Below are 20,118 nucleotides of genomic sequence, written 5' to 3'. Positions count from 1 at the left end.
CTTCCGCCAGCGGGGTGTTGCGCACGCGCGCCGGACCGAACTCCTCGAGCAGGTCCTTTCGCTTCGTCGCGACGCCCTCGCCGAACATCATCACGCGGTGGTCGCGGCGCATCTCCTCGACGAGTGCGCTGGTCAGCGCATCATTCGCGGTCATCTGTGGCATGTCTGCGGTTCCTCAGGCGTAGACGTCGGTGGTGAGGGCGTCGAGCGAGGGGTAGGGGCTCGCCTCGGCGAAGCCGACCGCCTCCTCGATGCGCCGGCGCACGCGCAGCTCCATGCGCTGCTGCGCGGCGGCGTCGAGCAGGCCATCGGATTGCAGCTTGTGCTTCAGCAGCAGGATCGGGTCGCGCTGGCGCCAATGCGCGAGCTCCTGCGGATCCACATAGGACTGGTCGTCCGGCTCGTAGTGGCCGCGCCGGCGATAGGTCACAGTCTCCAGCAGGTAGGGCCGGCCGGTCTCGCGGATGTAGGCGACGGCCGCGCGGGCGGCCTCATGCACCGCCTCCACCTCGTTGCCGTCCACCGAGCTGCCCTCGATGCCGTAGACCGGCGCGCGCGCGCTGATGCTCTCGACCAGCATCGTCTCGCGCCGGTGCACGAAAGCCTGCCAGTGGTTGTTCTCGCAGACGTAGAGAACGGGCAGTTCCCAGACCGCGGCGAGGTTCAGGGATTCGTGGAAGCGCCCCTCGCAGGCCGCGCCGTCGCCGAAGAAGCAGGCGACGATGCCCGGCTGGCCGAGCATCTTGCGCGACAGCGCCACGCCGGTCGCGAGACCCAGCTCGCCGCCCACGATGGTTGAGGTGAGGACGACGCCGAGTTCGCGGGCCGAGATGTGCAGCGATCCGCTCTTGCCGCCGCAATAGCCATCCTGGCGGCCCATGATCTCGGCCATGGTGCGGCGCGGATCGGCGCCGCGCGCCAGCAGGTGACCGATGCTGCGATGGTTGGTGAGGATTTGGTCGTCTGCCGTAAGCGCCATGACGACGCCGACGGCGGAGGCCTCCTGCCCGACCGCGGTGCAGGTGCCGCCGGCCTTGCCGGCGCCCTGCAGCGCGGCGGCTGCCTCTTCATGGGCCCTGATGAGCATCATCTGCTGCAGGGCGTCGATACGGTGGTCGGGTGTCACGCCGTCACTCCCAGGCTGGTTCGGTCTGCCGGTGTAATAGGCTTGGACGCGGGCGAAGGCTTGCTAAGTGTTCCTGCGCGAAACGCTAAAAGGACCTGCGCGGAATGCTAAAGGGACCTTAACAGCCCGTTGACGAAATCGCTGCGGCCTGATTCTGACACCCAGGGCAGGCGGTAGCAGGTGTCGGATGGCGCTGGGTCGGCAGGGGGATCGGCAGTCGGAGATGCTGGTGTCGTGGTCGGAGATGCCGCGCTCGCCAGGGCATGCGTTCTACGACCGGCTGCAGGCGGAACTCGCCGCGGCTGGCTTCGACGGTTTCGTCGAGGGGCTGTGCGCAGCGCAGTATGCGGCGCGACGCGGCCGGCCGTCGCTGCCGCCGGGGCGCTACTTTCGCATGCTGCTGGTCGGCTACTTCGAGGGCATCGACAGCGAGCGCGGGCTGGAATGGCGCTGTGCCGACAGCCTGTCGCTGCGCGACTTCCTCCGCCTCGGCGAGCGCGAGCTGGTGCCCGACCATTCCTGGCTGAGCCGCACGCGCTCGCGCCTGCCGCTCGAGATGCACGACACGGTCTTCACCTGGGTGCTGCAGCGCCTGGCCGAGCGCGGCTTGGTGAAGGGCGAGCGCATCGGCGTCGACGCCTCGACGATGGAGGCCAACGCGGCGCTGCGGGCCATCGTCCGGCGCGGCAACGGCGAGGGCTACCGGGAGATGCTCAACCGCATGGCCCGCGAGAGCGGCATGGAGACGCCGACGGCCGACGACCTGATCCGGCTGGACCGTGCCCGCAAGGGCAAGAAGCTGTCCAACGCCGATTGGGAAAGCCCGGCCGATCCCGACGCGCGCATCGCCCGGCTGAAGGACGGCCGCACGCGGCTGGCGCACAAGCCGGAGCACGCGGTCGACCTCGACACCGGCGCGGTGGTCGCCGCCGAGATGCACGCCGCCGACCGCGGCGACACCGCCACCCTGCCAGGCACCCTGGCGAGCGCCGCGCGGCATCTCGACACAGTCGAAGCCGCGCCGAGCCCAGAGGCGCCGGCCGAGCTGGTGGCGGACAAGGGTTATTATTCGCGCGAGACGCTGAAGGCGCTCGACGATGGCGCGTGGAAGACGCGCATCTCCGAGCCGAAGCGCGATGGCATCCTGCGTTGGCATGCCGACGATGCCGCCCGCCGCGCCGTGGTCAACAACCGCATCCGGCTGCTCTCCGGGGTCGCCCGCGCCGCCTTCAAGCTGCGCGCCGAGATCGTCGAGCGCTGCTTCGCCCTGGTGCTCGACCGCGGCGGCATGCGGCGCACCTGGCTGCGCGGGCGGGAGAACATCCAGAAGCGCTACCTGATCCACGTCGCCGGCTACAATCTCGGCCTCATCATGCGCCTGCTGACCGGCGCCGGGACACCGAGGGAGTTCCAGGCGCGCCTATCTGCGTGCCTTGCCGCCATCATCATGCCGAACGGCTGCCTGATGCTGCTGCTGATCGTCCTCGCCGGCGATCAGACCGCCGCCATCGCCATCAGCTTCGAGCCAGACCCTCTCAGCTGAAAAGCGACTTCATCAACGGGCTGCTAAGCGAGGCGGCCCTGACTGGCGGGCCGTGGCTTCCTGGCGCCTTCGCCAGCCGCTAGGATGCGGCTCCAAGGAGGAGGTAACAAGGCGCGGAATGGTTGCGAGGAGTCCCGTGGCCACGCGGCGTGCGGCGCTGCCCTGCCACTGCACCCCCGGTGTCGCGGTCGCGGACGGTCCGATGTGCCGATGACGGCCGGGCCCCTCGATACGGAGCTGGCCGCGTTCTGCGAGAGCGGCTTGAGCATCGTGGTCGCCTTCCGCGGGCCGGATGGCTGGCCCATCGTCGGCCTCGCCGTCGCCTGCGCTGCGGATGCGGCCGCGCAACGGCTGCGCCTGGTACTGTCGCGGGAGCCGAACCGGGCGCTACTGTCGGCCGTCGCGCAGAGCGGAGCGCTGGCGGCGACCTTCTCCCAGCCCGGCAGCCACCGCTCCATCCAGTTCAAGGGTGGCGCGCTCCGCAAGGACGCGGCGCATCCCGACGATATCCGCCGCGCCGCCGAGCAGACGGGCGCCTTCTGCCGTACCCTTGTGCAGGCGGGCTATTCGGAGACCTTGGCGTCCGCCTACTGCGCCCACAACCCCGCGGACCTCGCGACACTGAGCTTCTCGCCAAGCGATGCGTTCCTCCAGACCCCTGGGCCCGGCGCAGGCGGAGCTTTGCCGCGATGAGCCAGCTCAACCTCGACGCGATCCGCGACTGCCTCGAGGGCTTCGTGCCAGCGAAGATCGCGACCTGTGATGTTGAAGGTATCCCAAATGTCTCGATCCTTTCACAGGTCCATTACGTGGACAGGGAGCACGTCGCCCTTTCCTACCAGTTCTTCAACAAGACGCGCCGCAACGTGCTGGCCACGAGGCGGGCCCACGTCCAGGTCGTCGATCCCGTGACGATGGCGCACTACCGGCTCCGCCTCGCCTATCTGGAGACGCAGACGGAAGGGCCGCTATTCGAGACGATGAAGGCGCGGCTCGCCGGCATCGCCGCCTATGACGGCATGGAGGGCGTGTTCCGCCTGCTCGGTTCCGACCTCTACCGCGTGCTCTCCATCGAGAAGGTGCCCGGTTTAATGCTGCCGGCACCGCCGCGGCGCAGCCTGCTCGCCGCGACACGGCGCTGCTCTGCGCGCATGTCGGCCTGCACCGAGCTGTCGGAACTGTTCGATGCGACCCTGGCGGAACTGCACGCCCTGTTCGGTATCGAGCACGCCATGGTGCTCATGGCCGACGCCGCGGCCTCGCATCTCTATACCGTGGCCTCGATCGGATACGCCCATTCCGGGATCGGCTCCGAGGTGGCCGTTGGGGAGGGACTGATCGGCGTCTGCGCCCGCGAAGGCGTACCGATCCGCATCACGCACGCGACCTCGGAGTACGGCTACGGCAGGGCCGTCGCGGAAAGTGCGCGGCGGTCCGGCATGAGCTGGGCGAGCATGACGGAGATCCCTTTTCCGGGACTGCAGCAGCCGCACAGCCAGGTTGCGCTGCCGATCCTCGGCGAGAACCGTGTTACGGGCGTGCTGTTCGTCGAGAGCACCAGGGCCATGACTTTCTGGTATGACGACGAGGACGCGCTCGCCGTCATCGCCTCGCATCTCGGGGCGATGATGCGGGCCCTCCAGCATGAGGAGGCTGCCGCGCCGGCGGTGGCTGCGCCGGGCCCCGCACCGGAGCCCGCGCGCAGCCTAGTCGTTCGTCACTACTAGGCGGATGACAGCATCTTCCTGGACCATGACTACCTGATCAAGGGCGTCGCGGGCGCCATCTTCTGGAAGCTCGCGCGCGAGCATGCGCAGCAGGGACGGACCGAGTTCTCGAACCGGGAACTGCGCCTCGATCCCGAGATCCGGCTGCCCGAGCACGCAGAGAATCTCGAGGCGCGCCTCGTGTTGCTGCAGCGGCGCCTTGCGGAGCGGGCTGGCTGCGTGCGGATAGAGAAGTGCGGTCGCGGCAGGTTCCGTCTGGAGGTCGCGATGAAGCTGGTGCTGCAGGACATCGGACCGGGGAGCGAATCGGCGGCGCGCGGAGCGAACCAGCCAGCCGCACGCCGGCCGGACGGCAGGAGATGCGGTGAACCGCCCGTATCGGCTAACCCGCACCGGGATTCGGGTCCCTTCTGCCGGAGGAGGTGCGACCGGCTACAAACGGTCTCCGAATTACCTCGCCTCCGACAGTCGTTACCGGCGCATAACCTGCAGCGTTGCCGTTTCAGACCTTCGCCGTGTCGAGTTCACCGCTTAGCGGCGACCGGCCGCGCGATCGGATTTCCAGACCAGCCGCTGGCCGTCACAGGACAGTCAGCCCTTCCTCCCTATCACCGCGCCATTGGCTCCCGCGGCGTCGAACCAGACCGTCTCGGCGCCGGTGAAGCCGGCTTCGCGCAGCCAGGCGCCGTACTCGGATGGGGTGTAGTTCCTGCCCTCGGTCTCGATCAGCATGTTCAGGCTCATCAGCGCCGCGGGCGCGGGGCCTGCCTTTTCGTCGTCCACGAGAAGCTCCCTGATGATCAAGATGCCACCTGACGGGAGCGCGTCGAAGCACTTGTGCAGGATCGCGCGGCACTTTCCTCGTCCCAGTCGTGCAGGATCATGGAAAGCAACACGGCGTCGTGCCCCTCGGGAAGGCGCTTCTCGGCAAGGAAATCTCCCGCCTGTGTCGCGATGCGATGGCCCAGCCCCGCGGCTGCGACCTTGCCCGCGGCGATATCCGCCACGAAAGGAAGGTCGTTGACGGTAGCGCGCAGTCGCGGATACGCCCGACAGAGCTCGATCGGATAAGCCCCGGATCCTCCGCCGACATCGAGCAGATGCCGCGTGTCCGAGAGATCGACGGCGCGCGCTAGCGCCCGTGCGCTGAAGGTCGAGAGCGAATGCATGGCCTCCCAGAACGGGGCGAGCACGAAGGGATCCTCGCCTTCGAAGAGCGAGCGCTGCTTCGCGGGATCCCAGGTCGTCGGCCGGTTCGTGCGGATGGCCTCGGAGAGCCGCCCCCAGCCCGGATAGAGGCGCTTGTCGCACATGCGAACCCAGCCACCGAAGTAGTAGGGCTTGTTCTGCACGAGAAACTCCTCGGCCAAGGCGCTGTTGCGATAGCGCCCGCCGGTCACATCCAGCAAGCCGAGCGAGGCGCAGCCGGTCAGCAGCATCTCCGCTGGCCGATGGTGTATCCCGAGCGCCTGCGCGAGTTCCGTGCTGGTCACGCCATCACCGCCGGTAAGGTGCGTGAAAAGCCCGAGTTCCTCGGCAGCGGCGAGCGTCTTGAACGCCCAGAATCCCGAGGCAAGCTGCATCAGTGGCGCGGGCGAAAGCGCAGGGGCATTGTGACCGTCAGGCATGGTGGCCTCCTGTGGATGGTGAGTGGTTTCAGTAGAGAACCGAGGGAAACCAGCAGCCGCGCGGCTCCCGGTATGGCCCCCTGGCCATCAGCGTCATGGGCTGGATCACACGCATTCCCGATTCCAGAGCGCGGCGGAACAGGCTGGTCTGACGATTTGGCAACAGCAGCGACACCGGCTGGCTGGTCACGGCAGCAGACCCGGTGAGGAGGGCCATCAGGTCTGTCTCGGTCTCGGCAACGCCGTGGTTCATCAGCCAAAAGTTCGGCGCAGTGGCATAGCCGGTGATCCGGCCGCCGCGCTCAACGACCATCGGTCCGAACTGGCTCAGCGCCTGTTCCAACTCGTGGTGGCGCGTGATGCCGTGCGTCGCTTCGCACAGGGCGTCACAGGCCGGGATGTCGGCGCGCGTCATGGCGCGCACCGCGATGCCCGAGGGAACCGGAGTGCGCGGCGTACCCGCGAGATGCAGCAGCGGCTCCTTCACCTCGAAACCCAGCGAGGCATAGAGCGAGACGGAGGTCGTGTTGTAGGCGGCCTGCACCAGGCGGATCGGGGCATGACCCGCCCGCTCGATGACGGCGCACATCAGCAGGCGGCCCAGGCCACCCGATTGCGCCTCGGGCTCAACGGTGATCGGCCCCACCGCGCGCACCGGGTCGGCTTCCGACAGGAAGTTCGAACCGAGGATCCGGCCGTCCCGCACCGCGACCACGCCAAAGATGGCAGGGTTGCCGATGAAGGCGCGCGCGAGGCCCAGGGCGTCTGCCTCCGTCGCGAAATCGGGCGGGAATCCATGCGCGGACGAGATTCGCCGAAAGGCGCGGTAGATGATGCCGGCACAGGGTTCAGCCTCCTCCGATGTCGGCTGACGCAGGGTCAATGCGGTTTGGTGTGCCATCGTGGTTCTCCTTGAAACTACGCGGCCAGGGACGTGGAGCGCGCCGCGCACCGCTGCGCGCACCAGGACTCGAACGGTTCATTAGACAGGCGCCAGGCGTCGCGGCGGCGCATCGCGCTGAGCCAGGTCGACACGCGGGGCCATGGTGAGAAATCAAACCCCACAAGCACACCGGTGCTGACGTAGCAGGCGCCGAGGCAGTCGGAGAGGTCGGGAGCCATGCCTCCCAAATAGGTGGAGTCCACGGGCAGCCAGTGGCGATCGAGCACGTCGAGGTAGCGCCTCGCCCGCTCCCCGGACCTGCGCAGCACGGCGGCCTGCATTGCGGCATCGGGCCAGCCATAGCGATCAGGCATGGCCTGCGGCCAGACGAGGCCCATGCAATATTCGCGATGGAAGCCGGTGTTGAACCAGTCCAGCCGCTCGTTGACACGCGCCCTCGCTGCGACGTCGCGCGGATAGAAGGGCGAGCCGATGCGATCGGCCAGGTACTTCAGGATCGCCGAGCCTTCCGTGAGGCGGAGCGGGCCATCCTCCAGCACAGGGACCGCGCTGTTCGGGTTGATTGCCACGAAGCGTTCGCTGAACTGATCGCCGGCGAGAAGGTCGAGGATCTCCATTTCGAGCGTGATGCCTTCCTCTGCGGCGAACAGCAGGACCGGTCGGCAGGCGTCGGACAGGGGCAATTGGTAGAGCTTCATGGCAGCATCTCTTCCTGGATCGGGTTGCGCGGTCAGTGCCGGTGGCGCGGCACGATCATCGTCGGCTCTTCCCATCAGCGCGTTGGCATCGCGGCCAGGTGTCGTCGCGGCGCCATGCAGGGCGGCCGCGCGCGCATGCGTTCACGGGGTGGTTCCTACACGGCATCGGCTGCCTCCTTTGCGGACGCCACCGGGCTGGCGCCGTGGAAGGCGGTGTGACGGCCACGGCTTTCCGGAGCCATCACCGGTTCTTTCCGGATTTTCCCGGAAGGGTCCGCCGGCTGTTCGGGCACGGCACCGTATGTCGACGTTCCTTCAAACGGTGCGATGGGCGAAGCGCCCGAGCCGTGCGGACATGCGCCAGGGCCGCCCGGGGCGATGCTGCCGTCGCCGCCGGGCGTGGCCGCGCTCCCGGTGCTCGTCGCCAACCACAAGGCTGGCTGGCCCCCCTGGCGCACTGGAGGTTTTGGTGTGGTTCACCCCGAAATCGATTTCCGGTAGACTCGATCGGCCGGGAGGAAGGCGGGGCGCAATGGACGACAGCAAGCGGGTCGCAGGCCTCATCCGGGACTACATTGCCCGCGAACGCATTTCGCGTGAGCAGTTTGCCTTCAGGACGAAGCTCGGGAAGTCGACGGTCGACAAGCTTCTGATCGGCCTCTTCTCGGACCGCACCCTCGCGATCGTCGAGGGTCAGACCGGCCTGAAGCTCCGCCTCCCGCCCGCCCCACCGACGGTGATGCCGATCCCGGCTGCACCGCCGGTCCCGGCCTCGCATCAGGCCGACGGTCCCTCCATCGCCGTGCTGCCGTTCACGAACATGAGCGGCGACCCCGCGCAGGAGTACCTGGCCGACGGCATCACGGAAGACCTCACGACCGAGTTGTCGCGCCTGCGCTGGCTGCTCGTCATCGCGCGCAACTCCACGTTCACCTACAAGGGCCGCGCGGTGGATGTCCGGCAGGCCGGCCGCGAGCTTGGTGTCCGGTATGTGCTGGAGGGCAGCGTGCGGACCGCCGCCGGCCGCATCCGCGTCTCGAGCCAGCTGGTCGAGGCGGAGAGCGGCAAGCATATCTGGGCTGAGCGCCATGACCGCCAGCTGAGCGACATCTTCGCCGTGCAGGACGAGATCACCAGCAGTGTCGTCGCAGCCATCGAGCCGCAGCTCTATGCGGAGGAGGCCCACCGCGCCGCGCGCCGCGCGCCGGAGAGCATCGATGCCTGGGGGCTCGTGGTGCGCGCGCTCGGCCTCATCACCCGTGTCGGGCGTTCACAGAACGAAGAGGCGCGCGCGCTCCTGCGTCAGGCCATCGAACTCGATCCACAGCTGGCCCGGGCCCATGCCTGTCTCGCCTGGGCGGAGTGGTGGGCGGCGCTCTGCTACTGGACGGAGAGCCGGGAAGGCTTCGCGCGCGCTGCGCGCCATGCCGAGGAAGCGGCCGCGCTGAATCCGGCAGAGCCCTTGGCGCGCATGACGCTCGGCCTCTGCCTGAGCACGCAACGCCAGCATGCGCAGGCGCTGGTCGAGCTGCGCGCGACGCTGGAGCTGAACCCGAGCTTTGCCCTGGGGCGCACCGCGCATGGCTGGGCGCTGCTGCGCGCCGGCCACTTCGACGAGGCGATCGCCGAAACGGGCAGGGCGCTGCGCATGAGTCCCATGGACAGCTTCGCCGGCATCTACACGGCAATCCACGGCCTGGCGCTGCTCGGCGCAAGGCGCTTCGAGGAGGCGCTGCCGCCGCTGCGGGCCTCCGTCGCCGCCTTCGCGGAGTATGCCGGCCACTACAACACGCTGATCAGCTGCTGCGGCCATCTCGGGCTGCGGAAGGAGGCAGCCGCCTTCATCGCGGCCCGGAATCGCGTGGGCCCGCCCATCCGTATCAGCGTGCTGCGACGCAATCTCGAGGGCTTCGCGCATCGCGATGTCTTCGTCGAAGGCCTGGTGATGGCCGGCGTGCCGGAATAGGCGCGGAAGAAGCGCAGGAAAACTCCGGAAAACTCTGGCGATGGGCGCGGAAAGCCGCGCCCGTCAGCATCGGCCCGTCCCCGCCGCCGGCGGGAACGCAGGACACGAGCTTACGGAGAACCACGATGACCCACACCGCACGCAACGCCCGCGCGACGCGCCGCATGGCGGCCGGGCTGCTGGCCGCGGCGGCCCTGGCGCTGGCCGGGACCCAGCCCGCAGGCGCCCATGCCGGCCATGACCACGGCCCGCAGCACCGCGCATCCACCCCCGCGCCGGAGCCCACGCTGCCGCCCAACCTGCAGGAGGTGCGCGAAGCGCTCCGCAAGTACGAGGACCCGGTCGTGGCGATCCGCGACGGCTTCCTCTCGACTCTCGGCTGCGTGGCCTATGCCGAGGGCGCGATGGGCGTGCATTTTCTCAACGCCGCGAACATCGGCCCCGTGCCGGATCCGTTCCGCCCCGTGCTGCTGGTCTACGAACCCGCCGAGGCCGGGCGCCTGCGGCTGGTCGCCGCCGAATGGTTCGTGCCGCTCGCCACCGGCATCACGGAGCGGCCGACGCTGTTCGGGCAGCCCTTCAACGGCCCGATGGCCGGCCACGAGCCGCTGATGCCGACGGAGTTGCACCACTACGACCTGCATGTCTGGCTGTGGAAGGAGAACCCGGCCGGGCTCTTCGCGGTGACGAACCCGAATGTCGGCTGCGCCGGCCATCCCTACGCGCTGATGGAGGCGCCGACCGACCTCCCCGGGCACCAGCACTGAGGGCGCGGGGAGAGGGGTTGCGTCCCCACCGTGGTGGGCCGCCGGATGTGGGCGGCCCAGGGCACCGCTGGACGCCCTCCGCCGGAACCTGCGACCGGACGTCCTGATTTGAGGCGGAGCGCCCCACCGTGGGGCGCCGGCCGGGGTGCGGGCACCGCAATTGGCACCGGCCTCCACCCCGCTCAACCTCGTTGGCGTGCTCATTGCATTCGCTGCTTCGTGACCCCCACCGACAGCGTTGCCGCAGCGAGGTCGAACGTCGCCGGCCCGCTTCGGGCAGAGCAGCGAACGCGTCGAGGTTGGTCAACTCGCGCTGGAACTCGGCCGCGCGCCGGTATTGCCCGAGCCCGCGAACGACACCCCGGCCACGCCCCGCAATCCCCAGGATCCCGGCCAGCGCCGGCGGAACCGCGGCGCGCTGCCTCCCCATCTCGAGCGGATCGAGGAGGGGCACACCATCGCTGCCTATGGAGGGACACCGCAGTAAGCGGCCGGTCGAAGCAGGCACCAACCGGAAGGCGGCATGAACCCACAGGAACCTTAGGCCTTCAGGCTCGAGAGGATACCAGCTTGTTGTAGCTTCGCCCGCGCAGGGCGTGGTTGAGCAGGGACGTGGAAACATTGAGATCCGCTGCGATTTTCTTCAGTGACTCGCCGTCCCCGATACGACGCCGCGCCTCGCAGAGCTGTTCAGCGGTGAGGTGGCGTAGAGAACGGCCTCGCTGACCTGCGAGGAAGCGGGCACGCGCGCGACACTGCTTGGTAAGTTGACGCGGCAGCGGCTGCGCCGTCCGGCCAGCTATCACGTGCGAGATCTGCGGCTGCGTGACGCCGAGCCTGCGCCCCACCTCCTTCAATGTGAGACCTGCCGCGCCGCGCGAGTAGGCCGTGAGCAGCCACACCATCTGCCGACGATCGATGCGGCGCGCTCGACGTCCGAGGCGGCGTCCTCGGCGGCGCGCCTGCTCCGTGGTGCGCGCGCGGATTGTGGCGCACAGTTCTTGATCAATGCCACACTCCCGACGGCGGATCGCCTCTGCAAGCCGGCGACCGCCGATTCCATGCTCGGCAGCCACTTGGGCGATGGTGTGGTCCGGCGGCGCTGCGGCGCAGGCCGCCGCAGCTGTCTTCATGCGGTACCGTGCATCCGCAGTCCGCTTTTGCAGCATCGCATCAACCTCGCGCGCGCGAATCAAGATGGCGGGATCGACGAGGAGATCGTTCGCCCGCCCCGCAACGATGACCGTGAGAGCGTTGGGCGGAAGGCCCTGCTCACGACAGAGAGCCTCACGCGTCTCCTTCAGCCCGCGCTCGATGAATGCGCACAACAGCTTGTTGTATGCCTCAGGTGAATGGCGCCGCAGGCTCGCCACGAAGGACTGATGGCGGCGGTAGTCGTCCGTACGCTGTCGGGCGCGACGTGCAGCCGCAGCGCGAAGGCGTTCCTCAAGGGGCACCAGCCTCCCGACCGGGGCCCTCTCGCCACCGGGTCCTTGGTTGAGCAGAGGGATTCCGCGCGCCCGTAGTTCCGCAATCCGGGCCGTCTCCGCTGCGTCTGTCGCGGATCCGGCTTCGACTTCAGCGTGGATGTTGATAACCAGAGGTTCGCGGGCCTCAATGATTCGGCAGATCGCAGCCTCTAAGCGCCTGTTCTTGCCCTTTCGCCAGCGCGCGAAGGAGATGTGGGAATATGCCCGTTGGCGCAAGGTTCGGATTGTCTGCCCTACGTAGAGCGGGGGGCTGCCTTGAGCCTGGAGTATCTCGTAGATGTAGGCTCTGCCGTGCGGCGGCGGTAGCGTGGGATCGGTAATGGCCGAAACGCTGCTAAGCAGCAGTAGTCTATACTGTGTGTAGCCTCCGCGATCGGCCTTGGTGGTCTCACTCATGAGGCGTGTCGCCCTCCGTGTTTTGGCCTCTGGCGGGATGCCGAGGCCGGTCACGGGTGACCGGCCTCGGCAGACTGCAGAGGCCAAGGCACGGCTCATCGAAATCTCCGCGAGACGGCAGCGTTGACCTGATTCAGGCAGCCACAAGAGGCTGATCTGAAACCGTATCTCCGTTCGCGGCTCCACGCCGGGCCCCTCGCCGCAGGCCAAGCCCGCTCCGCTGTTCTCCCGTCCGGCGCGTCGGCTGCCGAGTTGCCCCGACCGCCGGTTCGCCCATATTTTGGGCAACCCATTCTCGCGTTAGACCAGATGTCCGTCCGAGCGGCTGTGTTGGTCGTCAAACGCTTTGGGCGAGCCATGGCTGTTTGTCCCGGACGATGGCGTTGAGGATGGTCAGCAGCTTTGGCGCCACGGCGACGAGGGCAGCCATTTTGGGTTTTCCGGCGGCGAGCGGGCGGTCGCGGAAGGCCTTGAGGGCGGGGTTGTGACGGCTGGCGGTGATGGCGCCCATATGGAGTGCGCCGCGGACCGGGGCGCGCCCGCCGCCGGTCCGAAGCACTGCTTCGGACCGACCTCCCCTGCAACTGGCCGGACTGGCGGGTCCAGCGCGCGAGGCCGGCGAGGGCTGCGATCTGCCGCCGGTCGAGGGTGCCAAGTTCGGGCATCTCGGCGATCAAGGTACGGGCGATGGTCGGTCCGACGCCGGGAACGGAAGCGAGCAGATCTTCCTTCTCGCGCCAGGCACAGCTGCCGCGGATATCGGTGCCGAGTTCGGCGTCGAACTCGGAGAGTTCACGCTGAAGGGCGTCGAGCAGGCGGGTGATAGACGTTTGCAGGCGGCGGTCAGTGAAGCGCTTCTGGCGCTGCCGCTCGGCTGTCATCCCGGCGATGATCTGCCGTCGCCGGGCGACGAGATCGGCGAGGCGCTGTGTGGCTTCGTCAAGAAGCGACCTGATCTCGGGCCGGGTCATCGCGGTGAAGCGGGCGATGAGGCGGGGGTCGTGCGATCCGCACGCCTTCGGCATGATCGGGTCGGTCTTGGCGCGCTGCACAAGGGCGCGGCCGAAGCTGCGGACCTGGGCGGGATTGGCGACGACGACCGGCAGGCCGGCGGCGCCGAGGGTGGCGGCGACGACGGTCTCATAGCCGCCCGTCGCCTCAAGGGCCACGGCCTCCGGCAACAGCGGGCGGAGGCGTGCGGCGAGAGCATCGAGCCCCTCCGCATCGCGCTTGACAAAGGAGACTTCGTCATCCGGCAGGATGGCGACGTCGAGGCGGTCCCTGGAGACGTCGATGCCGATCACGAAAGAGACCGTGTTGGGCTGGGTGGCGTGTTTCATGACGACCCGACCTTGCGAAAAACGGGCTTCGCTGGCGGCCCAAGCGACTGTTCGGGTTCGCAGGAACGACAAGGGGGCGACCAAGCTCAGACACGGGCTCAACGGCCCAAGGGGGGGGCGGCATCCCCTCCGCCACCGCGCCGGCCGGCCTATGACAGGTCGACGCCGATGAGCGAGTGGACTTCCCCGGCTTGAGTGGACACCGGTTTTTGTGGATCAGGCTGCGGTCAGTTCCATCTGCTCTGGTGTGACGTAGCCGATTGCTGAATGGAGGCGCTGGCGATTGTACCAGGCCTCGAGGAAGGCGAACACGTCGCGGCGCGCTTCGGCTTTGGTGGCGTACTCCGCGTCGTTGACGAGTTCCGCCTTGAGGGTTTTGAAGAAGCTCTCCATCGGCGCGTTGTCGAAGGGATCCCCTTTGCGGCTCATGGAGGCGAGTGCACCAATGCCGGCGAGCGCGGCGCGGGAGGCCTTGGCCGCGTATTGCCCGCCGCGATCCGAGTGCGCGATCAGGCCAGACCTTGGCCGTTGGCGCGCGATGGCCATGCGCAGCGCGGCGAGGGTCAACTCGCCGCGCATATGATCGGCCATGGCCCAACCGACGACCTTGCGGCTGAACAGGTCGAGGACGTCGGTGAGGTAGAGCCATCCCTAACCGGTGCGTATGTAGGTCAGGTCGGCCAGCCACACGCGGTTGGGCGCCGTGGCCGTGAACTGCCGCTGCAGCAGGTTGGGCGCAATCGGAAGAGAGTGCCGGATATCGGTCGTGCACGGCCGACCGCGTCGGGATCGCCGTGCAGCGATGCCGTGCTGGCGCATGAGCTGAGCGACCTTGTGCCGCCAAACCTGGACGCCCTCGGTGCAAAGGGCGGCGTGCACCCGTGGGCTGCCGTAGCGCCCGCGGCTGTCGGCATGGACGCGGCGGATCTCGCCGAGCAGCTCTCGGCTGGCAGCCGCCCTGCTGCTCTCTGGGCGCCTACGCCAAGCGTAGTAGCCGGCCGGAGAGACATCGAGGATCTCGCACATGATCCGGATGGGGAAGGTCTGGTGCTGTTCATCTATGAAACGGAACCTCACTTCGTGGTCCCCGAGAAGATGCCGATGGCCTTTTTTAAAATGTCGCGCTCCATCTGGACGCGGTCCAACTCACGCCGCAGACGGCGGATTTCCGCCTGATCAGCCGTGATAACAGACCTCGTGGTCGCATGATTATTGCTAGATGGGGCTGATGGACGCAGCAAATGCGCCCCCGAGGGCCGCAACTTGCGCCGCCAAGCCCGCAGAACCGACTGCTCGATGCCGAGTTCCTGCGACAGCTGGGATAACGGCCGGTCGCTGCTCTCCAGCAGCGCCACCGTCTCCGCCTTGAACTCGTCCGTGAAGTTCCGTCTCATCTCGCTGGCCATCGGAACACCTCGCTCCTCTCGAGCTTAGCAGCGGTGTCCACCAAATGCGGGGAGGTCCAGAGACTCACAAGGCGGGGGGTGGCCCGCCTCAGACGGACACCTGGTCTAGCCGGCGCGTCGTTGACCGAAACACGTCGTCTCCGACGAGGCCCGGCTCGCTGCCATCAAGCAGGATCTAAAAGGCTTGCTCTGGACGGGTGAGGGACACCGGAAGGTCTGGGCGCGCCCGCGCGCCGCCATCCGCGTCTCCGTCAAGCGCGTCCTTCACCTGATGCGCGAACACGCTTGCTCCCGCCCCACCGTCCGCTTCGCAAGTCTAACAACGCGCATCCGCGCCGATCATCACCGAGCCGACAAAGGTCATGTGGGTGAGGGACGCCACCCAGGTTACCGCCGTCGAGCAAGGCAAGGTCTGGATCTTCGGCGTCGCAGAAATCTGGAACGCCGATTTCTTCGGATCGAACGAGACGAAGCACGGCACCAACTGCCATACTTGCTGGAGCCAGCAAGTGACGGCATGCTAAATCATCACTATTGGCCAACCCACAGCGTTTCAGGGGGGCTATGGCGCCTTCGCAAAAAATGCCCATGCACGCCGTTACGTTGCCGCCAATTCGCGATTGGCCGCAGCTCGCCCGCGTGCTCGAATCCATGGCGCCAGACGGCCTTGCCGTCCACGCGACGCCGACGGCCTGGCTTAGGCACTTGGGAGCCGCCACAGGGCGGAACGCACCAGTGCTCATGCGCTTGTTGGCTATCTACCGGGCTTTGGATGAGCTCGCCGCCTTGGCGAGAATCTCACGCGAGCAGCTCGAGCTGTTGCCGTTCGCAGGCGTGGAGGAGCTGCACAACTTGGTGCGCTTCGTCCGCGACGGGCGCGTGCCGGTTGATGAGCTGATTACCTGGGCCACGGCGTTGTGCTCGCCCGACCTCAATCGGACGCTACCTGTCCTGCGCCGACGGAACCGCGACCTGCGGGGGGCTATCGGCACGGACGCGCGGACAGTAGTGCAGCAGTTCGCAAGCGAACTTATAGCGGAACCCACATTGCTGTATGATGCCACCCACCTAAGCCAGTATCACGGCCGTTCAATTACGGTCGAAGCGCCCTTCGCCCCTCGTACCTCCCTGCTGGTGCCAGACCTCGTCGCTAAAATCGAGGGTGCAGGGAGCGTCGAGGTTGAGTTGGCAGTCGGCGTCGGCAGTGGGTTTAGCCGGCGTGGGTTGATTGACCGCTGCGTGCGGATGGAGCAGGCGAAGCGGGTGGGCTTGATTGACGACTGGCTCTTCGCTTTGACCTACGATCCACGGACGGAGGATGTGATGGGTATGAAGGTCGTCTACGAGGGGCTGCGTTGGTTGCAGGTTGAGCCCCAGGTTCTGCTTATCGGGCGCGAACGCCTACCTGGTCTGGTCCCGGTTGAAGGCAACTGACCCGCATAATACCAATTCCCACTGATCAGAACTCATGCGCCCAATTTCGGATGCCGATGGACATGATGCGCCAGGGCTGGTCGACGAGGCGGTTCCAGGCGTGGCAGCAGAGCGCGACGATGTCGTCGTGGTCGCGGAAGACGCGGTTCGACAACCAGTTGTCGCGCATGAACTGCCAAATGTTCTCCATGACATTGAGCTCGGGGCATTTCGGCGGCAGCGGCAGCAGGTTGATGTTCTCTGGCACGGTGACGTCGCCGGAGAGATGCCATCCGGCCTGATCGAGCAGCAGCACGGCGTGCTTGCCGGGGCTGACCAATTCGCTGATCTCGGCCAGGTGCAGGTTCATCGCGGCGGTGTTGCAGAAGGGCAGGACCAGGGCCGCACCCTTGCCTTTCTGCGGGCAGACGGCGCCGAAGATGTAGGTCGAGGCGTAGCGCTGGTCCTGCGGCGCCGCGGGCCTGGTCCCGCGCCGTGCCCAGCGGCGGGTGATGCCGTTCTTCTGGCCGACGCGGGCTTCGTCGGCAAACCAGATCTCTACCGCGTCGAGGCCGATGCCCTGCTCGCGCGCGATGCCTGCCAGCGTGGCGGGGAAGTTTTTTTGAATGCCTCAATGGCGCCGGTCGCCTGGGCATGATGCCTCGGCCGGGCCGAGAGCTTGCGGAAGCCCAGGGCGCGTACCTCCCGGCTCAGCGTCTGCGGTGAGACCGATACACCGAACTCCTCCCACAGCCATTGGCCGAGATCGCACAGCCGCCAGCGCACCACGCCGTGGATCGCCGGGATCGGGCCGTTATCGATCTGGGCAGCCAGCGCCTGGCGGTGCGTGTCGCTCAGCAGCGGCGTCGGGCCGGGCGCCTTGCGGTCAATCAGCGCCTCCGGTCCCTCGGCGTTGAAGCGCACCACCCAATCCCGCACGATCTGCAGCGTGACGTTTCCGAGCCGCGCCGCCTCCGAGCGCGTGCCCCCGTCATAGATCGCCGCCAGTGCCAGCAAGCGACGGGCCTGGGTGGCGTCCTTGCTCCGCCGCGCCAGGCGCCGCAGCTCGGTGGCGCTGAAGTCGGAACGCAGGGCGATGGCACGCGGCATGGTGAGCCTCCAAGGATCACCAGTTTGAATCACATCGCCGCCGCGTCGGGGAATCTGGAGGGTTCTCTGAGCTCCGACGGCGCGCACGCTGGCGAAGGGCGTGACCGTGGGTCGGAGCTCAGAGAAGCCGGATTGAATGAAACCGCCGGGCCGAGATGCCTATGGGGATTTGGCTTTGGCGGTGGCCTTGGACGGAGACGCGGCCAATGCTGAAGGGTTGCGTGGATGCGACGCCGGCGACGGTCTGGGCCTTTGCCGCGGCCTGCGAGACCTTGGACGGCTGGCGCCCGGCCTACTTGAGAGCGCGGCGGCGGCTCCGGTCTGGTTATCCGTGCGAGCGCCGGCATCGTCAGGGCTGGACGCGGTCAAGCGACGGCACCACGGGGCGGGCATCTGGCGGCTGATCATGAGGTGTCCGGCGGACAGGGCTTGGCGGCGAAGATCGGGCGCGGGATGCCACCAAGGGCGAGCATGGCACCGCCGCAGCAGCGGCAGACCCGAAGATCGACAGCGGTGAGTTGTCGCAACCGGTCTTGCCAGTCGCGGCGTTCGGGCGGCGCGGGTGCGGCGGGCGGGGTGACCTGCAGCAGGCTGCGGCAGAGGCGCAGCGATGCGGCGCGACAGCCATTGGCCAGGAAGCCGAAGTGGCGGATGCGATGGAAACCGTCGGGTAGGACATGCAGCAGGAAGCGACGCATGAACTCGGCCGCCGACAGTGTCATGACCTTCTGCTTATCGTGGTGGCGGTAGTCCTTCCAGCGGAAGCTGACCTTGTCATCCTCGATGGCGACCAGGCGGCTGTTGGCGATGGCGACGCGGTGGGTGTAGCGGCCGAGATAGGCGAGGACCTGCTCCGGGCCGCCGAAGGGCCGCTTGGCGTAGACGACCCAGTCGGCGCGGCGCAGCGGAGCGATGTGCCGGGCGAAGGCGGCGGGTTCGGTGAGATCGGCGAGGTCGCCGAAGAAGGCGAGCCGGCCTGCGGCCTGCGCCGCGGCGAGGCGCTCGAGGAAGCGGCGCCGGAACAGCCGGGAGAGGACTTTCACCGGCAGGAAGAAGCCTGGGCGACAGGCGATCCAACGGTCGCGCTCGGGCGCCAGGCCACCGGCGGGGACGATGCAGTGCAGGTGGGGGTGGTGCTGCAGCGCCTGGCCCCAGCTGTGCAGGACAGCGATGACGCCGAGCTCGGCGCCGAGATGCTTCGGCGCGGCGGCGATGGTGCGCAGCGTCTCGGCGGTGGCCTTGAAGAGGATGTCGTAGACGACGGCCTTGTTCTGCAGGGCGATGGCGGCAATCTCCGCCGGCAGGGTGAAGACCACATGGAAGTAGGGCACCGGGGGAGTGTCGGAATTTCCGTGTGCGGCCGGTCGGTTGAACGACACGGTCAGGCCATGGCTCGCGTGAACCGCTGGCCAAAGAGCACGGCGAATTGGGCCTTGGCCATGGCCCACTCTCGCGGCGGCATGGTCCACTCCTTCTCGGTCCTGTTCAAGACGAGATAGAGCAGCTTCAGCGCCGCCTCGTCGGTGGGGAAGTGGCCCCTCGCGCGGACGGCGCTGCGCAGCTTGGCGTTCAGCGCCTCGATGGCATTTGTAACCGGTATGTAGACCGCGGTGCCTGTCTCGTCCGGCTGGGATGGCCTTGGCGTCCTGGCGTATGGTGAGACCATCCGGGATGAGGGGCACCGGGAGCACGCTGAGTGGGCAGGCCGATGTACAGAGTGAGCTGCGAGCTCGCGTTAGTAGCTGGCCGCCCCCGCGACCTGCCCGGTTGCGCCGAGAGCGCGGATCCGTAGGTGTCGTGTGGCCCACTGCTCCCGTCTACTGCAACAGGCGAGAGGAGGAGTGGGATGCGACGGGTGATTGGCCTCGACGTTCACCGCACCTTCGCGGAGGTCGTCTTCTGGGAGGACGGGCGACTGCGCCCGGCAGGGCGGGTGGACATGACCCGCTCGGGGCTCGAGGGCTTTGGCCGGAGCCTGACCAAGGCGGATGAGGTCGTGGTCGAGGCGACCGGCAACGCGATGGCGGTGGTCCGCGTGCTGAGCCCTTACGTGGCGCGGGTGATCATGGCCAACCCGATCCAGGTCAAGGCCATCGCCCATGCCCGGATCAAGACCGACAAGATCGACGCGGGCGTGCTGGCGCAGCTCCGCGCAGCGGACTTCCTGCCCGAGGTCTGGCTGCCGGACCCGTCGACGGAGCGGCTGCGACGGCTGGTGGCGCGCCGGAACCAGGTCGTCCGGCACCGGACGCGGATCAAGAACGAGGTGCACGCCATCCTGCATGCGCACCTGATCCCGCCCTGTCCGCATGCCGATCTCTTTGGCGGGCTGGGGCGGACCTGGCTTGGGAAGCAGTCGCTGCCCGAGGACGAGGTGGCCGCCATCGCGCGGCACCTGCGCGAACTTGACAGGCTCGGCGAGGACCTGGCGGTTTTGGACCGCGAGATCGGCGAGGCCACGCAAGGCGATCCCGCCGTCCGCCGCCTGCTGACAATCACCGGCGTCAACCTGACGGTTGCCGCCGGGCTGGTGGCGGCGATCGGCGACGTGAAACGCTTCGGCGGCCCGGACAAGCTGGTCAGCTACTTCGGGCTGAACCCCCG

General features: G+C 67.8%; 15 protein-coding genes and 5 pseudogenes. 8 read left to right on the top strand and 12 right to left on the bottom strand.

The window, feature by feature from the left end:
* Positions 1–175: 175 nt before the first annotated feature.
* Positions 176–1,126 (bottom strand): thiamine pyrophosphate-dependent dehydrogenase E1 component subunit alpha, encoded by a 951-nt coding sequence (locus tag ACLF3G_RS28745; protein WP_430672805.1) that lies wholly within the window; start codon positions 1,124–1,126, stop codon positions 176–178.
* A 187-nt stretch (positions 1,127–1,313) separates the two neighbouring features.
* Here ACLF3G_RS28745 and ACLF3G_RS28740 point away from each other — a divergent pair, with 187 nt between their 5' ends.
* The 3 genes from ACLF3G_RS28740 to ACLF3G_RS28730 all read left to right on the top strand — a co-directional run bounded on the left by ACLF3G_RS28740 (position 1,314) and on the right by ACLF3G_RS28730 (position 4,396).
* On the top strand, positions 1,314–2,669 hold the full coding sequence (locus ACLF3G_RS28740) for a transposase (RefSeq protein WP_430672804.1): 1,356 nt from the start codon (positions 1,314–1,316) through the stop codon (positions 2,667–2,669).
* A 210-nt stretch (positions 2,670–2,879) separates the two neighbouring features.
* On the top strand, positions 2,880–3,362 hold the full coding sequence (locus ACLF3G_RS28735) for a hypothetical protein (protein WP_430672803.1): 483 nt from the start codon (positions 2,880–2,882) through the stop codon (positions 3,360–3,362).
* Entirely contained in the window at positions 3,359–4,396 is a 1,038-nt protein-coding gene (locus ACLF3G_RS28730; RefSeq protein ID WP_430672802.1) for a GAF domain-containing protein, read from the top strand. Before ACLF3G_RS28735 ends, ACLF3G_RS28730 begins: the two co-directional genes overlap by 4 nt.
* On the opposite strand, the gene ACLF3G_RS28725 is transcribed toward ACLF3G_RS28730, so the two are convergent.
* The 4 genes and pseudogenes from ACLF3G_RS28725 to ACLF3G_RS28710 all read right to left on the bottom strand — a co-directional run bounded on the left by ACLF3G_RS28725 (position 4,376) and on the right by ACLF3G_RS28710 (position 7,626).
* The gene (locus ACLF3G_RS28725; RefSeq protein ID WP_430672801.1) at positions 4,376–4,789 is read right to left on the bottom strand and encodes a hypothetical protein; all 414 of its coding nucleotides are present in this window, start codon (positions 4,787–4,789) and stop codon (positions 4,376–4,378) included. The two genes, ACLF3G_RS28730 and ACLF3G_RS28725, sit on opposite strands and share 21 nt — an antisense overlap.
* Positions 4,790–4,987: 198 nt before the next feature.
* A pseudogene (locus ACLF3G_RS28720) lies at positions 4,988–5,979 on the bottom strand (methyltransferase).
* Positions 5,980–6,052: 73 nt separating this feature from the next.
* Positions 6,053–6,988, bottom strand: a complete 936-nt coding sequence (locus ACLF3G_RS28715) for a GNAT family N-acetyltransferase (RefSeq protein ID WP_430672800.1) — start codon at positions 6,986–6,988, stop codon at positions 6,053–6,055.
* Positions 6,943–7,626, bottom strand: a complete 684-nt coding sequence (locus ACLF3G_RS28710; protein WP_430672799.1) for a glutathione S-transferase family protein — start codon at positions 7,624–7,626, stop codon at positions 6,943–6,945. Before ACLF3G_RS28710 ends, ACLF3G_RS28715 begins: the two co-directional genes overlap by 46 nt.
* Positions 7,627–8,158: 532 nt before the next feature.
* On the opposite strand from ACLF3G_RS28710, the gene ACLF3G_RS28705 reads away from it, so the two are divergent.
* From ACLF3G_RS28705 to ACLF3G_RS28695, 3 genes are all read left to right on the top strand, one after another.
* Complete coding sequence (locus tag ACLF3G_RS28705) at positions 8,159–9,592, top strand: tetratricopeptide repeat protein (RefSeq protein ID WP_430672798.1); 1,434 nt, start codon at positions 8,159–8,161, stop codon at positions 9,590–9,592.
* A gap of 125 nt (positions 9,593–9,717) precedes the next feature.
* Complete coding sequence (locus ACLF3G_RS28700) at positions 9,718–10,359, top strand: hypothetical protein (RefSeq protein WP_430672797.1); 642 nt, start codon at positions 9,718–9,720, stop codon at positions 10,357–10,359.
* A gap of 238 nt (positions 10,360–10,597) precedes the next feature.
* The gene (locus ACLF3G_RS28695; protein WP_430672796.1) at positions 10,598–10,846 is read left to right on the top strand and encodes a transposase domain-containing protein; all 249 of its coding nucleotides are present in this window, start codon (positions 10,598–10,600) and stop codon (positions 10,844–10,846) included.
* A 61-nt stretch (positions 10,847–10,907) separates the two neighbouring features.
* Here the strand turns inward: ACLF3G_RS28695 and ACLF3G_RS28690 are convergent, their stop codons facing one another.
* The 4 genes and pseudogenes from ACLF3G_RS28690 to ACLF3G_RS28675 all read right to left on the bottom strand — a co-directional run bounded on the left by ACLF3G_RS28690 (position 10,908) and on the right by ACLF3G_RS28675 (position 15,472).
* Positions 10,908–12,245: a hypothetical protein gene (locus ACLF3G_RS28690; RefSeq protein ID WP_430672795.1), complete on the bottom strand. Its 1,338-nt coding sequence runs from the start codon at positions 12,243–12,245 to the stop codon at positions 10,908–10,910.
* A gap of 337 nt (positions 12,246–12,582) precedes the next feature.
* Positions 12,583–13,585 (bottom strand): annotated as a pseudogene (locus tag ACLF3G_RS28685) (IS110 family transposase).
* 216 nt (positions 13,586–13,801) lie between these two features.
* Positions 13,802–14,991: pseudogene (locus ACLF3G_RS28680) on the bottom strand (IS3 family transposase).
* A 316-nt stretch (positions 14,992–15,307) separates the two neighbouring features.
* Positions 15,308–15,472 carry a hypothetical protein gene (locus ACLF3G_RS28675; RefSeq protein WP_430672794.1) on the bottom strand — a complete coding sequence of 55 codons (165 nt, stop codon included), beginning with the start codon at positions 15,470–15,472 and terminating at the stop codon, positions 15,308–15,310.
* A 101-nt stretch (positions 15,473–15,573) separates the two neighbouring features.
* On the opposite strand from ACLF3G_RS28675, the gene ACLF3G_RS28670 reads away from it, so the two are divergent.
* On the top strand, positions 15,574–16,425 hold the full coding sequence (locus tag ACLF3G_RS28670; protein WP_430672793.1) for a hypothetical protein: 852 nt from the start codon (positions 15,574–15,576) through the stop codon (positions 16,423–16,425).
* Positions 16,426–16,450: 25 nt separating this feature from the next.
* Here ACLF3G_RS28670 and ACLF3G_RS28665 read toward each other — a convergent pair.
* From ACLF3G_RS28665 to ACLF3G_RS28655, 3 genes and pseudogenes are all read right to left on the bottom strand, one after another.
* Positions 16,451–17,514, bottom strand: a protein-coding gene (locus ACLF3G_RS28665) for an IS630 family transposase (protein WP_430672806.1) whose coding sequence is annotated in 2 segments (ribosomal slippage) — positions 16,451–17,022 and positions 17,022–17,514 — 1,065 coding nt in all. Because the reading frame shifts where the segments join, the coding sequence is not laid out codon by codon here.
* A gap of 404 nt (positions 17,515–17,918) precedes the next feature.
* Positions 17,919–18,860 (bottom strand): annotated as a pseudogene (locus ACLF3G_RS28660) (IS91 family transposase); the annotation flags it as partial.
* Positions 18,861–18,895: 35 nt separating this feature from the next.
* Positions 18,896–19,108, bottom strand: a pseudogene (locus ACLF3G_RS28655) (transposase); the annotation flags it as partial.
* Between the two features lie 252 nt (positions 19,109–19,360).
* Between ACLF3G_RS28655 and ACLF3G_RS28650 the strand changes: the two are divergent.
* Positions 19,361–20,118: IS110 family transposase (locus ACLF3G_RS28650; RefSeq protein ID WP_430672792.1), on the top strand; the 758-nt coding region annotated here is incomplete at its 3' end.

The sequence above is a fragment of the Falsiroseomonas sp. HC035 genome (assembly GCF_050563525.1).
Taxonomy (GTDB): Bacteria; Pseudomonadota; Alphaproteobacteria; order Acetobacterales; family Acetobacteraceae; genus Falsiroseomonas.
This window is presented reverse-complemented; position numbering and strand designations above follow the sequence as displayed.